We start from the raw sequence: 15,368 nt of genomic DNA, 5'->3' as shown, positions 1-15,368 counted from the left end.
ATGACTTTTGATCTTAAGGAACCCAGTTGATGACGACATTCGATTTTCGCCAGGCCCTGCAGGGCATCTCCGGCGTTCCGGTAACGGCTTACGATGCAAGCGGCGAAGTGGAGACCGGTGTTACCGCCGAGGTTTACGCCCGCGTCGCAAAGGCGGGCATCCATAATATCGTCGCGGCAGGCAATACGGGCGAATTCTACGCCTTGACGCCCGCGGAAATTCTGAAGGTTTATGAGGCTGCGATAAAAGGTGTCAACGGCAAAGCCCCGGTTACGGCGGCGATTGGACGCTCGCAGCGCGAAGCGCTCTCCATGGCGCGTCAGGCAAAAGAAATGGGCGCATCCGCCGTCATGTCGCATCAACCGGTCGATCCTTTTGCAGCCCCGCAATCGCAGATCGACTATTTCATCGGTCTTGCGGAGGGCAGCGAATTGCCGCTGGTCGCCTATGTCCGGGCGGACGGCTTTTCGGTCGATGACATGGTAAGGCTTGCCAGCCACCCGAATGTCGCCGGCATCAAGTTCGCAACGACCGATGTCATGCTTCTGTCGCGCGCTATTGCCGCTTCGGACCCGAACGGCGCTCTATATGTCTGCGGACTGGCTGAAAGCTGGGCGCCGGCCTTCGCGGCGGTTGGCGCGCGTGGCTTCACATCCGGTCTCGTCAATGTCGCGCCGCAATTTTCCCTGCAGGTTCATGACGCCCTGACGGCCGGCGATTTCCCGGCCGCACGGAAGATCATCGAAGGGATCGAATTGTTCGAACGGCTGCGGACACGATATCGCAACGGCGCCAATGTGACCGTGGTGAAGGAAGCCATGGAAATTCTGGGGATGAAGGTTGGCCCCGTTCGCGCCCCGGGACTTGCCCGTCTGGACAAAGAAGATCGCGCAACGCTCGAAGGACTGCTTGCCAGCTGGCGCTGATGGACGCCATACCGGCAAGCTCCACACTTTCGCTTTGATCAGATCATATGCCGGCCATGAGCCGGCATATGCTTTCCGGGCCGATGGATGCTCAGCCGAACAGTGCAAGGCTGCTTTTCACGGTAACCCATACGCCCCACAGAAGCGGAATACCGACAGCAACCCAGGCAAGTGCAGCCTTGGTGTCCAGCCCGCCACGCCCGATGCCGAAGGAGCCTGTCGGGCCGGCATTGGCGGCCGCCGTCTTTGCCTGCAGCGTCGCGACCTCCGCATCCGACATGAACCACTTGTCCGAAAGCGGCCGCACGAAGGCATTGGCCACGAGGCCGATCGCCAGCATGCCCGCCAGAATATACATGGTGCTGGTGTAGAGCGCGGGTCCTGGCGCCACGCCCGCCGCGATCTGCGCTTCGCGGATGTAGTTGACGACGACCGGGCCGGCGATGCCCGCAGTCGCCCACGCCGTCAGCAGGCGGCCGTGGATTGCGCCGACGAACTGCGTGCCGAAAATATCGGCGAGATAAGCGGGAATGGTCGCAAAACCACCGCCATACATCGACAGGATGATACCGAAGGCGAGAACGAAGAGCGCCTTGTTGCCCATCGTCGCAAGCGTCGGCGCCAGCGCATAAAGAATGATGCCGAGAATGAAGAAGCAGAAATAAGTGTTCTTGCGGCCGATCTTGTCGGACATCGACGCCCAGAAGAAGCGGCCGCCGATATTGAACAGGGAAAGCAGCCCGGTGAAACCGGCAGCGATCGCCGCGATCTGCGCCTTCTGCCCGGCATCGAGATCCGCAAAACCCACGCCCGGCAGGCCGATCAGCGATCCTGCGAAGATTTCCTGCAGCATGGGCGAGGCCATGCCGATGACGCCGATACCTGCCGAAACGTTCAGGCACAGCACCGCCCAGATGAGCCAGAACTGCGGCGTCTTGTGCGCATCGCGCAGATGCACGTGGCGATGGGTTATCATGGCGCTTTTGGCGGAGGGCGCGGTCCAGCCTTCCGGACGCCAGCCCGACGGCGGAATGCGGTAACCGAAAGCGCCCGCCATCATGAAGACGAAATAGATCATGGCCATGACCACGAAAGTCTGCCAGACGCCGACCGAAACATCCGTCTTGAAGTTGTTCATCAGCAGATTGGCGAGCGGCGCACCGATCATCGCACCACCGCCAAATCCCATGATGGCCATGCCCGTCGCCATGCCGCGACGGTCCGGGAACCATTTGATCAGGGTCGATACGGGCGAAATATAGCCAAGGCCGAGACCGATACCGCCAATGACGCCGGCCCCCAGCCACATCAGCCACAGTTGATGCGTGATGACGCCGATTGCCGCCACCAGAATGCCGCCGCACCAGCAGCACGCGGAAACGAAGCCGGCCTTGCGCGGCCCCACTCTTTCCAGCCAGCCGCCCCAGATGGCCGCCGAGCAGCCGAGAAGAACGAAGAAAAGCGTATAGATCCAGCCGAGATCGGCCACGCGCCAGTTACACTCAGTGGTGAACAGCGCACCCAGAAGGGTAAGGCTGGAGCAACTGGGGTCCGTGGCCGGCAGCGCCTTCGACAGCGGCAGCCAGAACACGCTGAAGCCATAGGCCATGCCGATGCATAGATGAATGGCAAGGGCCGCCGGCGGCACCAGCCAGCGATTGAAACCCGGTCTTGCGATTATTCGTTCGCGGTCCAAAAACCCGGCTTGCGCCGCCTCTCCCGCTGTCGCACCTGCTACTGCCATTGACATTACCTCCCTCGTGGATGTCTGGACATGTCACGTTCGCCCCGCCGGGCGAACACCGATATCGCCGAACGTCCCCCGTCCGGCCGAAAATGTGATTTTGCGGTCGCGCCGCTCAAGCCTCTGTGCTTTCCGGTACGCTCGGTTCCGAAAGGGACTCACCCGCAATTGGTCCTTTGCCGCCCGGTGCGCCCTTGGCATCGTCGCCGAGGCCCACGGCATCGGTCGCCGGATCGTCGGGCCGCTTGATCTTCTTCGACGCGGCAAGCACAAGCGGCAGAAAATCACCGGCCCCGGCATCCACCATTTCGAAGAACCGGCGTCGCATGCGCGGTTCCCAGAACCTGTTGATGTGGGTTGCGACACCTTCGATGCGAATATCTTCCGGCTGCGACAGAAAGAATGTCGCGATCTGGTTTGCCATTCTCACCAGCTTTTCATCGGTGTGGTTGAGCAACATGACCTCTTCCCCCGCGCCGGCTGCCGGCCGACGCCTCTGTGTGTGACAAGGCCGGGCGCACCCGGCGCTCCTTATTCCGCCGCTTCGAGCTTGCCGCTGATCCGCCGCGAACGGCGGCCAAGCGCATCATATTCCTCCTGCCATTCCGTCGGCCCGTTGGAAGGCGATACCTGCACGGCGGTCACCTTATATTCGGGACAGTTGGTCGCCCAGTCGGAGAAGTCGGTAGTGATGACGTTTGCCTGCGTGCCGGGATGGTGGAAGGTCGTATAGACCACGCCCGGCGCCACACGGTCGGTAATCAACGCCCGCAGCGTCGTGTCGCCCGACCGGCTGGCGAGCTTGATCCAGTCGCCATCCTTCACGCCGCGCTGTTCGGCATCGTGCGGGTGGATTTCGAGACGATCCTCCTCATGCCAGACGACGTTTTCCGTGCGCCGTGTCTGCGCGCCGACATTGTATTGCGACAGGATACGGCCGGTGGTGAGCAGCAGCGGGAACCGCGGACCGGTGCGTTCGTCCGTCGCCACATATTCGGTGCGGATGAACTTGCCCTTGCCGCGCACGAAACCGTCCACATGCATGATCGGCGAACCATCCGGGAATTTCTCGTTGCAGGGCCACTGCACCGAGCCCTTTTCTTCCAGATAGTCGTAGGAAACGCCGGCAAAGCTCGGTGTCGTCGCGGCGATCTCGTCCATTATCTCGGACGGATGCGCGTAATTCCACGCAAGACCCATGGCCTGCGCCAGCTTCTGCGTCACTTCCCAGTCGGCATAACCGTTCTTCGGAGACATGACCTTGCGGACGCGGTTGATGCGGCGCTCGGCATTGGTGAAGGTGCCGTCCTTTTCGAGGAAGGTGGACCCCGGCAGGAAGACATGGGCGTAATTCGCCGTCTCGTTCAGGAAGAGATCGTGCACCACGACACATTCCATCGCGGCGAGACCGGCCGAGACGTGCTTCGTATCCGGATCGGACTGGAGAATATCCTCGCCCTGAATATAGATGCCCTTGAAGCTGCCATCCACGGCCGCATCGAGCATGTTGGGAATACGCAGCCCCGGCTCGTTGTTGAGCTTCACACCCCAGAGTTTCTCGAAGATGTCGCGCGTGGCATCGTCGGAAATATGCCGATAACCCGGAAGCTCGTGCGGGAAAGATCCCATGTCGCACGAGCCCTGAACGTTGTTCTGCCCGCGCAGCGGATTAACGCCTACACCGGGGCGGCCGATATTGCCGGTCGCCATGGCGAGATTGGCGATTGCCATCACCGTGGTAGACCCCTGGCTGTGTTCGGTGACACCGAGCCCGTAATAGATGGCGCCATTGCCACCCCTGGCATAAAGACGTGCGGCGCCGCGCACCTCTTCCGCCGGCACACCGGTGAAGCTTTCGGTTTCTTCCGGGCTATGCTGAGGCTCGGCAACGAAAGCGGCCCAATCCTCGAATTCCGACCAGTCGCAGCGCTCGCGGATGAAGGCTTCGTTGAACAGGCCTTCCGTGACGATGACATGCGCAAGCGCCGTCAGCACCGCGACATTCGTTCCGGGCTTCAGCGGCAGGTGGAAGGACGCCTCCACATGCGGTGTGCGAACGAGATCGATACGGCGCGGATCGATGACGATCAGCTTCGCGCCCTGTCGCAGCCGCTTCTTCAGCCGCGAGCCGAAAACAGGATGCCCATCCGTCGGATTGGCGCCGATCACCAGCACCACATCGGACTGCTCGACGCTATCGAAATTCTGCGTGCCGGCGGAGGTGCCGAAAGCCTGGCCGAGACCGTAGCCCGTCGGCGAATGGCAGACGCGGGCGCAGGTATCGACGTTGTTATTGCCGAAGCCGGCGCGGATGAGTTTCTGGACGAGGAAGGTTTCTTCGTTCGTGCAGCGGGACGAGGTGATGCCGCCGATGGATTCCCGGCCATATTGACCCTGGATACGCCGGAACTCCGACGCGACATGGGAGAAGGCCTCCTCCCACGTGACTTCCCGCCATGGATCGCTGATCTTTTCGCGGATCATCGGGTTGAGAATGCGGTCCCTGTGGGTGGCATAACCATAAGCGAAGCGGCCCTTGACGCAGGAATGGCCGCGATTGGCCTGCCCGTCCTTCCACGGCACCATGCGTACCAGCTCTTCACCGCGCATTTCCGCCTTGAAGGAGCAGCCGACACCGCAATAGGCGCAGGTCGTGACCAGCGAATGCTCCGGCTGGCCGATTTCGATCACCGATTTCTCCGTCAGCGTCGCCGTCGGACAGGCCTGCACGCAGGCGCCGCAGGAAACGCAGTCGGAGTCGAGGAACGCCTCATGCGCGCCGGGCGACACACGGCTTTCAAAACCGCGCCCTTCGATCGTCAGCGCGAAGGTGCCCTGCACTTCCTCGCAGGCCCGCACGCAACGCGAGCAGACGATGCATTTGGAAGGATCGTAGGTGAAATAGGGATTGCTTTCATCCTTCGGCATCCAGCGGGCATTGAGATCGCCATCGCCGGTGCGGGCCTTGACGTGGTTGTCGCCTTCGTAACCGTAACGCACATCGCGCAGGCCAACGGCGCCGGCCATATCCTGCAGTTCGCAATCACCATTGGCGGCGCAGGTCAGACAGTCGAGCGGGTGATCGGAGATATAAAGCTCCATCACGCCCTTGCGGATCTGCTTCAGCCGCTCCGTCTGCGTGTGCACGACGAGACCGGGGGCGACAGGCGTGGTGCAGGAGGCAGGGGTACCGTTGCGGCCCTCCACCTCGATCAGACAGAGGCGGCAGGAACCGAAGGCATCCACCATGTCGGTGGCGCAGAGTTTTGGAACATCGATCCCCGCTTCGCGCGAGGCGCGCATGATCGAGGTTCCCGCAGGCACAGTCACCTGCCTGCCGTCGATGGTGAGCGTCACCATGTCCGTTGCGTGGGATTTGGGGGTTCCATAGTCGAATTCTGTTACAAGGGCCATGGTCTTACTCCGCCGCTTCAACACGTGGGATGGGGGCAAAATCATCAGGAAAATGCCGGAGCGCACTCATGACGGGATAGGGCGTGAAACCGCCGAGCGCACAGAGCGAACCGAATTTCATGGTTTCGCAGAGGTCTGCGAGGAGTGCCGTATTTTTCTCCCGCTCGATGCCGAGCGCGATCCTGTCCACCGTCTCGACGCCGCGTGTGGAGCCGATGCGACAGGGCGTGCACTTGCCGCAGCTTTCGACGGCGCAGAATTCCAGCGCGAACCGGGCCTGATGCAGCATATCGGCCGTGTCATCGAAAACCACGATGCCGGCATGGCCGATCAGGCCACCGGCGGCGGTGAAGGCTTCATAGTCGAAGATCGTGTCGAACAGCGAAACCGGGAAATAGGCCCCAAGCGGACCGCCCACCTGCACCGCCTTGACGGGACGGCCGGTGATCGTGCCGCCACCGATATCATTGACCAGCTGCCCGAGCGGCAGACCGAAGGCGGTCTCGTAAAGCCCGCCATGCCTGATGTTTCCGGCAAGCTGGATGGGGATGGTGCCATGCGAGCGGCCGACGCCGAAATCGCGATAAAACGCCGCGCCGCGATCCATGATGACCGGAATGGAGGCGAGCGAAATCACATTGTTGACGACGGTGGGCCTGCCGAACAGGCCCTGTAAAGCAGGAAGCGGCGGCTTGGCGCGCACGGTGCCGCGCTTGCCTTCCAGACTGTTCAGAAGCGAGGTTTCCTCGCCGCAGACATAGGCGCCGGCACCCATGCGCACTTCGAGATCGAAGGCCCGCCCGGAACCGAGCACGGATGGGCCGATGATGCCTTCGCGGCGGGCGATCTCGATTGCCTGCTCCATGACCTTGATGGCGTAAGGATATTCCGAGCGCGTATAGATGAAGCCTTTCGTCGCGCCGGCGGCGAGGCCGGCAATCGCCATGCCTTCGATCAGCACAAAGGGATCGCCTTCCATGATCATGCGGTCGGCGAAGGTGCCGCTGTCGCCCTCATCGGCATTGCAGACGATGTATTTCTGATCGGCCACCGCATCGGCGACGGTTTTCCATTTGATACCGGTCGGGAAACCCGCGCCGCCGCGTCCACGCAGGCCGCTTTCGGTCACTTGCGCAACGATGTCCAGCGGCGCCATGGCGACGGCTTTTTCGAGGCCTTTCAAGCCCTGATAGGCGCGGTAGTCCGCAAGCGACAATGGATCGGTAACGCCGCAGCGGGCAAATGTCAGTCGCGTCTGGCTTTTCAGGAACGGGATGTCCTTCGTCGGCCCGAGACAGAGGCGATGCTCGCCGCCGGTGAGAAAACCCGCATCGAAAAGCGAAGCAACGTCGCTGGCCTTGACCGGCCCGTAGGCAATACGGCCATGTTCGGTGCGCACTTCCACCAGCACTTCAAGCCAGAGCATGCCGCGTGAACCGTTGCGGACAATATGCACATCGAGATTGCGGCTGGCCGCCTCGTGGCCGATCGCTTCGGCGACACGGTCTGCGCCAACGGCAAGCGCGGCGGAATCGCCCGGAACAAAAACGGTGACACTCATCGGCGCGCCTCCGCCAGAATGTCGCCAAGACAGTGCTCGTCCAGTCGTGCGTGAAGTTCGCCATCCAGCATCAGCGCAGGCGCCTGTGCGCAAAGCCCGAGACAGAAGACCGGCTCCAGCGTGACGGAACCGTCGGTTGCCGTTTCGTGCCACTCAAGGCCGAGCCGGGACTTGATGGTTTCCGCAAGAGGCTCGCCACCCATCGACTGGCAAGCCTCGGCGCGACAGAGTTTCAGCACATGTCGGCCGGACGGATGATCGCGAAAATCAGGATAGAAGGTCACGACGCCATGAACCTCGGCGCGCGATATATTCAGCGCGGATGCGACGATCTGCTTGGCGCTTTCCGGTATGTAGCCGAATTCTTCCTGCACCGCGTGCAGAATGGGCAGCAATGGCCCCTCCAGGTGGAGAAGTTCGTCAATGATAGCGGAAACACGGGCCGCCTCATCTGCGGCAACCGCACGGATATTCATAAGCCAGTCCTCCCAAACCGACAGGGGCAGGTATGGCGAGCGGCGCATGTTTCAGTGCCAGCGCAGCCCCTGCATGGTTCGGGAGAATGGCGAGGTCGGCCGGATCAGGTCAATAATGTGTTTTCGTCAACCGATAGGAAATTCCTATCAAAAGCCATCGCCGCTGCGCGCTGACGCGCCTCATGAAGAAGCGCGGAAACGAGTGGCGTGTGTGGTTCGCGATAGGTTGCGATCAACCCCACCAGATGTTCCGCGTCCGGCTCGGTGATCGGTATCATTCTGATCTGTTTTGGAAAACCGAATGATTCCGCTATGTTACGCGGCATTATTGAAGCCCATTGTCCGGTTCGGATATGCGAAAACAGCACAATCATGGAGTTGGACTCCAATGTCGGCTTCACCTCTACGCCCGCTTCAGCCATATGCTTGTTGATGATGCGGCGGTTCTGCATATCCGAAGTCAATAGGCATAACCTAAGACCTGAAACCTGCTTCCAGGTAACGCTTTCCTGATCGGCGAGCGGCGTTCCGGCTGCTGCAATCAGGTGATATCGCTCCGAATAAAGCGGCACCGTGGTCACTCGACCAAGAGGTTCATTGTCGAGATAGCTGATTCCCGCATCGATCTCGAGGTTTTCGATCTGGCTCAGGACCTGAAGCGAGGTGCGTGACGTCACGGAAAAGGTCACGTCGGGATGCCGCGCCTGAAAGGATTCCGTCAATCGCGGCACCATCGCAAGCGCCGTCGGAATGACCGCAAGGCGGATGTGGCCCGCCAGACCCTTGCGCGCCGCCCGCATTTCCTCACGCATGGTGCGCGTATCGGCGACGATGCGACGCGCCCATTCGAGAACACGCTGGCCCTCCGGTGTCAGCCCCTGATAACGCGCCGCACGCACCACAAGAACGACACCAAGCTGGTCCTCCAGCTGCCGGATCGCGGCCGAGAGACTGGGTTGGGAAACGCCGCACTCCTCCGCCGCGCGGCCAAAATGCCCTGCGCGCGCCAATGCGATGAAAAATTCCAGCTTGTCGATCATGCGTCCTCCCGCGTCGCTCGCGACCCTGCGGATGGTGCGAGCGGGATAACACTAGAACGAGGCGGAGAAGCCCGCAAATGGATGCCGTTGTTTTCCTGAAACCGTGCGGGGTGGCAAGACTGGATTCCGTCAGGCACGGGCAGTCATGGGCGTCGACGTTCGGTCAACCGCTCCAACCGCACTGAACGCAGCCTTATGGCGGCATTGACCCATCCGTCGTTTCGCCTGACCTGCCGCGCAGCACCGGGAAGCGAAACCAATCGTTATCGCCGCCTCGATGCCCTGCCCTCTCATTCTCCCGAGTTTGCGGCAGCAGGCAAAAGGTATTCGGCGCTTCAGTCGCAAGAACCTTCACTCGCCATCCGGCTTGATGAAGTCGGTCATCGCGGGCGCCTTGAGGACGAACTGACGATCCGAGCTGATGTAATTATCGGCATGTAGGCGCGCAATCGGCTGATATCGGTCCGGATCGACATAACGCCCCTCCGCATCGAGGCAATCCTTGTGGACATGCATGTGCACCACTTCCCCCAGGACAAGGGTACGGCGCGGATAGTCGATCAGGCGCTCCACACGGCATTCGAAGGCGCAGGGCGATTCCGCCGCAAAGCTCGCATCGATCTTGCTGCAGGGCGTGGCCGTCAATCCGGCAATCGAAAGTTCATCCACTTCGCTGTCGAAACCGAGGCCGCAGACGAGCATTTGTTCGGATAGAGCCATATCGACCATGTTGATGACGAATTCGCCGGTGCGACGAATATTGGCCATCGTATCCTTCTCCTCCCCCGTCACACGCGGCTGGATGCCGAGAACAACGATCGGCGGATCATGGGAGAAAACGTTGAAAAAGCTCATCGGCGCGGCATTGTTGTGGCCAGCGGCCGAGCGCGTGGTGACAAGCGCTATCGGCCGTGGACCGATAAAATTGGTCAGCAAGCGATAACGGCTCTGCGGCTCAAGCGCGGTAAAATCGAATTCCATGGGAGCACCTGATTTATTGTATACAATAATATTTCATATTGCAGACAATTACTCAATCACCCTGATCACGGGATAGCCGATTTTGCTGCATCACATTTGGGGAGCAAAGGAGAAGTAGCAAGCCCGCACGCATTCTCCAACCAAATGGACGGAACCGCCATCCATGCATCGACTATAAGCGCAAAAACTCCCCGGCCTGGAGGGGTCCGGGGAGTAAACCTGACATCATGTCAGAAACTTTGACTGGAGCTAGTTACTCACCCGTTCGGAAACGGGGTGGATCTGAGTTGTCTAACCCTACTATGCTTTTTGTAGACTATTAGAACGCGCGCTCGAGACGAACGAAACCGGTCCAGCTGTCGCCAGCACCACTGTCGCGACCTTCGCGGCCGTCTACGTCCTGATAGGTAACCGCAACCTTGGTGGAGAGACCAGACGTGATCTTGTAGCCAGCAGCGACGCCAGCGCGCCATGCATCGCGATCACCCGTGAACTTGCCGTCCGTACCGATATCCAGCGTACCGAAGTACTGGAAACCGGGGGTGATGGTCAGCTTGTCGGTTGCCTTGATCGAATATTCGGCGGCCACGGTCCATTCCGATTCTTCGTAATATGCGTTGGCACCCGATGCCCATGCACCAGCAAGGCCGAACGTGCCCGGACCGAGGTCTGCCGTCAAGATTGCGCGGATTGCGCCATTCTCAGCATTGGTGTCGTAACCGCCGAGGATGTTGGCCTTAACGCCGCCGAACTTCGCGCCAACAATACCGCTGATGCCAACGTTATTGTCACCCTTGCCATTAAGGGACGACCAGTTGCGCTGAGCAACGCCGAGATTGTTCGTCTTGTTGATGGCGGTGTAGTTGGCATTTTTGTCATCGACGTCGTTACCGGCGATGATGCCTTCCAGTTCTTCAACTGCTACGCCGACGTAGAAGGAACCAGCGTCGTAGGTGTAACGAATGGCGTTCAGACGGGTCTTGTTGGAGCTGAGCTGGTCGTACTCGCCGGCGAGACCGTCATCCCACCAGTTGTAGTAAAAACCGACCTTCAGGCCGCTCAGTTCGATGAAGGCCTGGTCAACAACAACGCCACGGCTGCTGTCCTGGTCAGCATCGCCACGGAAGCCGATGTAGCCGCGCAGAGCGCCGAGCTCGGTGTCGGTGCGGGTGTCGATGTTGAACTGGGCGCGGCTGAAGCTATCCCAATCCGAATCGCCCGACTTACGACGACCGAAGTCGGTCTGGAAACGAACGTAACCGTCGAACTTCAGGCAGGTTTCGGTGCCGGGGATGTAGAAGAAGCCGGTGCCGAAAGCGTCGCAGACGCGAACATATTCCATGGGCTCGGGCTCGGCAGCGACGATAGCGTCAGCGGCCTGTGCGCCGGATACTGCTGCGAGAGCCGCAGCGGAGCCGATGAGAAGGCTCTTGATGTTCATTTGTAATCTCCAGTCAAAAATTTTTCAACGAATGCGCAAATTTGAGGGCTGGTCTTTTCCCTGCCGCCCGCTTCCCTGCGCTGATTCAGAAAATGACAGAAGTTGCTGTAGACTCGCAATTTAAATCGACGGAATACAAATACGGATAAAGTACTCAATTAAATTTCGTAGTAAAATTACAACAAATTAACAATTTATATTACAGTATATCTGAACATTATTTTGCGATAATCAAATTCATTACTTATAAATATCGTCATAAATTTCTAAAATACAAACCAGTAAATCAATGAACGTCCCGTTCCGCCCGCGATCGGGAGGTGTCAGCACGCGCGGGCATGAGGAAGCGAAGTGGTTTTCGTTGAGGGGGCAGGAGACGACGAAGGCGGCAAGATATCTGCCCAGCCTCTCCGGGAAAGCCATATCTGGTCGATCTGAAACAACCGGTCGTCCGGGCAGCCTATGGGCTGTTTTCGGGTAAGCCGGTCGCGAATATCGTCGTCTTCGCCAGCATGTCTTCGATCGCCTCTGCCGGCACCGGGCGGCTGAAGTAATAACCCTGACCGTAGGGGCAGCCGGCATCCCGCAGAAATGTCGCCTGCTCGCCGGCTTCCACGCCTTCGGCAATGACATCGATGCCAAGAGACCCGGCAAGCTGGATCATGATCGAGACGATGGCGCTGTCCTTGGTCTTTTCCGGCAGATGGGTGAGGAACGAGCGGTCTATCTTCATGCAGGACAGCGGGAATGTCTTGAGCATGCCGAGGCAGGAATAACCGATACCGAAATCATCCAGCGCCAGGCTGACGCCCATCTGTTTGATGGCCCGCATGATCCGCACCGATGTTTCAACATCCTGAATGATGAGCGTCTCGGTGATTTCGATTTCCAGCAGGGATGGCGCAAGGCCGGTTTCCTTCAGCACCGACCTGATCTGCTGCACCAACCCGCCCTGAAACTGCCGTGGAGAGATATTGACCGCCATTTTGACGGGCGACAGGCCGGCGGCGGCCCATGCCTGCGCCTGACGACAGGCCTTTTCGAGAATGCTCTCTCCGAGTTCGACGATCAGGCCGGTTTCTTCCGCAAGTCCGATAAATTCCGCAGGACCGAGCAGACCTTCCGTGGGGTGCTGCCACCGCACCAGCGCCTCCACGCCGCTGATCCGGCCGCTGACAAGATCGACCTGCGGCTGGAAGTGCAGCACAAACTCGTCCCTCTTTACCGCCTTTCGCAATTCCTCGATGCGGGTGAACTTCTTCCTCAGATCATCCGCCATATTCGGGGTGAAGGTGGCAATGCTGTCGCGCCCGGTATGTTTGGCTTCATACATGGCGAGATCGGCCGCCGCGACGATTTCCGCCGTGGTTTCCCCATGTTCCGGGAAAAAGGCCATGCCGATGCTGCATGTGACCTTGATATCGTAATTGCCGATACGCAATGGCTGCGAGACAGCGGCGCGGATGCGCTGCAGGCGGTTTTCGACATCGTCCCTGCGCTCTTCGAGAATGATGACGAACTCGTCGCCGCCCACCCTGAGAACGAGATCGTTCTTCCGGAGGCTTTTCGCAATGCGCTCGGCGGTTTTCGACAGCAGCGCGTCGCCGATGCTGTGGCCGAGCGTATCGTTGATCTGCTTGAAATTGTCGAGATCGAGAAAACCGATACCGACCCTCCGGTTCGCCTTTGCCGCCGCCGCCAGTATTTCCGGCAGTCTCGTATCGAGGAAACGGCGGTTCGGCAGCCGGGTCAACATGTCGTGATCCGCCAGGAAGGCGATATGTTCCGCCGCCCTTTTGCGGTCGATTGCCAGCCCCGCCATGCGCGCCGCAGCGCCTATGAATTCCACCAGCGCCGCATCCGGCTGGCGGCCGGCCAGCATGCACCAGACGAAACCATGCGCCTTGCCTTCGCTGGCGGGAATATCGAAACTGAAGGCCATGTGTTCTGCCGGATGGACAAGGCTCTCAGGATCGCTGACGCTGGAAACAAGTGCGACCAGCCCCTCCTGCTGCGCCAGCGCCGGCGAGGCGTAAACGGAAGGTTCCCCTTCCGCCGCATCGAACACCCGCACCGCGCAGGCCAGTCCGGTCGCGAGATTTTCGATTGCCTTGACGAACTCCTCGAGAAAATCCTCGATGCGCGCCGCCGCGACGATCATTTCCAGAATATGCGCCTGCGCCTGAAGCAGTCTTTCCGAGGCCTTTTTCTGGGTTATATCCCGCGAGGCGCCGACCACGCCGATGATGTTGCCGGCCTTGTCCTTCAGCGGCACGCGCGACATCATGAGCCAGCGATCGATATCGCCGCGCATGGCGCGTTCCTCGTAACCGAGATCCGGTTCGCCGGTGCGCATCACCCGCGCCTCGGTATCGGGAATGCCGGCGCGCTGCGCCGCTTCACCGTTAATATCGTAGTCGGTGAGCCCGATCAGTTGCTCGACCGTGTCAAAGCCGTTTTCGGTGACGATGGCGCGATTGGCGAAAAGAAAGCGCCCTTCCAGATCCTTGGCATAGATAAAATCCGGCACGTGGTCGATCATCGCTTCCAGAAGCGCGTACCGGTCGGAAGGATTGGTGTTTTCGCTCATGTCAGGAGTGGCGGATGGCGTGACATCGCGCTTTTTTCGCGACATCCGGTTCTCTTCGGGTGTCTTCGGGCCTTTGGAACGCACCTCTCCGCCTCATCATTTTATAAGGAAGCAGAATAGTAGGATTATACGTATTATATAAATATGAACAACGACAGTAGATTGCCGGGAAACCAGCCTTTTGCAGCAGCCTCCCCGAATCAAAACGGCGCAACCGAAGCTGCGCCGTCAAGACCACAGGCGGCAATTCGTTGACCGTCACACCACCGGCGTCGGCAATTCTTTGCCGGCGAAATGGGCATCGAGATTGGCGAGAACGAGATCAGCCATGGCGCGGCGCGTCTGGTGCGTGCCGCTGCCGACATGCGGAGCGAGCGTGACGTTGTCGAAGGCGAAAAGCGCTTCCGGCACGCGCGGCTCATCCTCGAAGACATCCAGCGCAGCGCCACCGATCGTGCCGCTGGCAAGAGCCTCGACAAGCGCCTTCTCATCCACCAGCGAGCCGCGCGCCACATTGACGAGCACACCCTGGGGACCGAGCGCCTTCAGCACATCCGCATTGACGATATGGCGTGTTTCGGCGGTCGCGGCGGCGGCGATGATCAGCACGTCGCAATTGGCGGCCAGCGCCTCGATGCTGTCATGATATTCATAGGCAACATCGCGGCGGTTTCTGGCGGTGTAAGAAATGCGCGCATCAAAACCCTCGAGCCGCTTTGCGATTGCCTGGCCGATGCGGCCGAGGCCGAATATGCCGTAACGGCGGCCGGCCACGCGGGTGGAAAGCCCCATATCGCCCTTCAGCCATTGGCCGGTGCGCACATGCTGATCCGCCTGCGGCAGCTTCCGCGCCTGCGCCAGAACGAGGCCGAGCGCGAGGTCAGCGACATCGGCCGTCAGCACGTCAGGCGTATTGGAGACGCGGAAACCGCGTCGCTTGGCATCAGTCAGATCGACCTTGTCGAAACCGACGCCGTTGATGGCGACGATTTCAAGATTGGGAAGTGCAGCGCCGATATCCGCCGGCAGGCCGATATGGCCGCCGGTGACAACGCCGCGGATTGAAGCACCCTTTTCAGCAAGGAACGCCGCCTTGTCAGCAGCCTCGAACAGGCGATGCACGGTGAAGCGCTCGGCGAGTTCGCCTTCCAGTGCCGGGATGAGCGGGCACAATTGCACGATTTCAGTGGTCATG

Annotated in this window: 11 protein-coding genes; 1 reads left to right on the top strand and 10 read right to left on the bottom strand. The window is 60.0% G+C overall.

Annotated features, from left to right (window positions below):
- Positions 1-29 precede the first annotated feature (29 nt).
- Positions 30-926 (top strand): dihydrodipicolinate synthase family protein, encoded by an 897-nt coding sequence (locus L901_RS10575; protein ID WP_059756363.1) that lies wholly within the window; start codon positions 30-32, stop codon positions 924-926.
- 91 nt (positions 927-1,017) lie between these two features.
- On the opposite strand, the gene L901_RS10570 is transcribed toward L901_RS10575, so the two are convergent.
- The 10 genes from L901_RS10570 to L901_RS10525 all read right to left on the bottom strand — a co-directional run bounded on the left by L901_RS10570 (position 1,018) and on the right by L901_RS10525 (position 15,367).
- Positions 1,018-2,670 (bottom strand): OFA family MFS transporter, encoded by a 1,653-nt coding sequence (locus tag L901_RS10570; RefSeq protein ID WP_059756361.1) that lies wholly within the window; start codon positions 2,668-2,670, stop codon positions 1,018-1,020.
- Positions 2,671-2,785: 115 nt separating this feature from the next.
- A complete protein-coding gene (locus L901_RS10565) occupies positions 2,786-3,130 on the bottom strand; it encodes a formate dehydrogenase subunit delta (protein WP_059756358.1) in 345 nt (114 codons plus the stop codon).
- Between the two features lie 71 nt (positions 3,131-3,201).
- Positions 3,202-6,084 carry a formate dehydrogenase subunit alpha gene (fdhF, locus tag L901_RS10560; RefSeq protein WP_059756356.1) on the bottom strand — a complete coding sequence of 961 codons (2,883 nt, stop codon included), beginning with the start codon at positions 6,082-6,084 and terminating at the stop codon, positions 3,202-3,204.
- A gap of 4 nt (positions 6,085-6,088) precedes the next feature.
- A complete protein-coding gene (locus L901_RS10555) occupies positions 6,089-7,645 on the bottom strand; it encodes an NADH-quinone oxidoreductase subunit NuoF (protein WP_059756353.1) in 1,557 nt (518 codons plus the stop codon).
- Complete coding sequence (locus tag L901_RS10550; protein ID WP_059756350.1) at positions 7,642-8,121, bottom strand: formate dehydrogenase subunit gamma; 480 nt, start codon at positions 8,119-8,121, stop codon at positions 7,642-7,644. The genes L901_RS10555 and L901_RS10550 overlap by 4 nt, the downstream gene beginning before the upstream one ends.
- Positions 8,122-8,225: 104 nt before the next feature.
- Complete coding sequence (locus L901_RS10545) at positions 8,226-9,161, bottom strand: LysR family transcriptional regulator (RefSeq protein ID WP_003521693.1); 936 nt, start codon at positions 9,159-9,161, stop codon at positions 8,226-8,228.
- 351 nt (positions 9,162-9,512) lie between these two features.
- Positions 9,513-10,142: a flavin reductase family protein gene (locus tag L901_RS10540; RefSeq protein WP_020810590.1), complete on the bottom strand. Its 630-nt coding sequence runs from the start codon at positions 10,140-10,142 to the stop codon at positions 9,513-9,515.
- 319 nt (positions 10,143-10,461) lie between these two features.
- Positions 10,462-11,583: a porin gene (locus tag L901_RS10535; RefSeq protein ID WP_059756347.1), complete on the bottom strand. Its 1,122-nt coding sequence runs from the start codon at positions 11,581-11,583 to the stop codon at positions 10,462-10,464.
- 460 nt (positions 11,584-12,043) lie between these two features.
- A complete protein-coding gene (locus L901_RS10530) occupies positions 12,044-14,218 on the bottom strand; it encodes a bifunctional diguanylate cyclase/phosphodiesterase (RefSeq protein WP_059756344.1) in 2,175 nt (724 codons plus the stop codon).
- A gap of 213 nt (positions 14,219-14,431) precedes the next feature.
- Positions 14,432-15,367: a 2-hydroxyacid dehydrogenase gene (locus tag L901_RS10525; protein ID WP_059756342.1), complete on the bottom strand. Its 936-nt coding sequence runs from the start codon at positions 15,365-15,367 to the stop codon at positions 14,432-14,434.
- Between the last annotated feature and the right edge of the window lies 1 nt (position 15,368).

Origin of the sequence: Agrobacterium sp. D14 (genome assembly GCF_001526505.1) — a bacterium.
In the GTDB taxonomy this organism is placed as follows: Bacteria; Pseudomonadota; Alphaproteobacteria; order Rhizobiales; family Rhizobiaceae; genus Agrobacterium; species Agrobacterium leguminum.
This window is presented reverse-complemented; position numbering and strand designations above follow the sequence as displayed.

What these genes read in the sequence shown, in the direction of transcription:
- L901_RS10550 (WP_059756350.1), bottom strand. Translation starts at nt 8,121, where the DNA reads ATGAATATCCGTGCGGTTGCCGCAGATGAGGCGGCCCGTGTTTCCGCT.
- L901_RS10565 (WP_059756358.1), bottom strand. Translation starts at nt 3,130, where the DNA reads ATGTTGCTCAACCACACCGATGAAAAGCTGGTGAGAATGGCAAACCAG.
- L901_RS10530 (WP_059756344.1), bottom strand. Translation starts at nt 14,218, where the DNA reads ATGTCGCGAAAAAAGCGCGATGTCACGCCATCCGCCACTCCTGACATG.
- L901_RS10575 (WP_059756363.1), top strand. Translation starts at nt 30, where the DNA reads ATGACGACATTCGATTTTCGCCAGGCCCTGCAGGGCATCTCCGGCGTT.
- L901_RS10535 (WP_059756347.1), bottom strand. Translation starts at nt 11,583, where the DNA reads ATGAACATCAAGAGCCTTCTCATCGGCTCCGCTGCGGCTCTCGCAGCA.
- fdhF (WP_059756356.1), bottom strand. Translation starts at nt 6,084, where the DNA reads ATGGCCCTTGTAACAGAATTCGACTATGGAACCCCCAAATCCCACGCA.
- L901_RS10525 (WP_059756342.1), bottom strand. Translation starts at nt 15,367, where the DNA reads ATGACCACTGAAATCGTGCAATTGTGCCCGCTCATCCCGGCACTGGAA.
- L901_RS10570 (WP_059756361.1), bottom strand. Translation starts at nt 2,670, where the DNA reads ATGGCAGTAGCAGGTGCGACAGCGGGAGAGGCGGCGCAAGCCGGGTTT.
- L901_RS10540 (WP_020810590.1), bottom strand. Translation starts at nt 10,142, where the DNA reads ATGGAATTCGATTTTACCGCGCTTGAGCCGCAGAGCCGTTATCGCTTG.
- L901_RS10545 (WP_003521693.1), bottom strand. Translation starts at nt 9,161, where the DNA reads ATGATCGACAAGCTGGAATTTTTCATCGCATTGGCGCGCGCAGGGCAT.
- L901_RS10555 (WP_059756353.1), bottom strand. Translation starts at nt 7,645, where the DNA reads ATGAGTGTCACCGTTTTTGTTCCGGGCGATTCCGCCGCGCTTGCCGTT.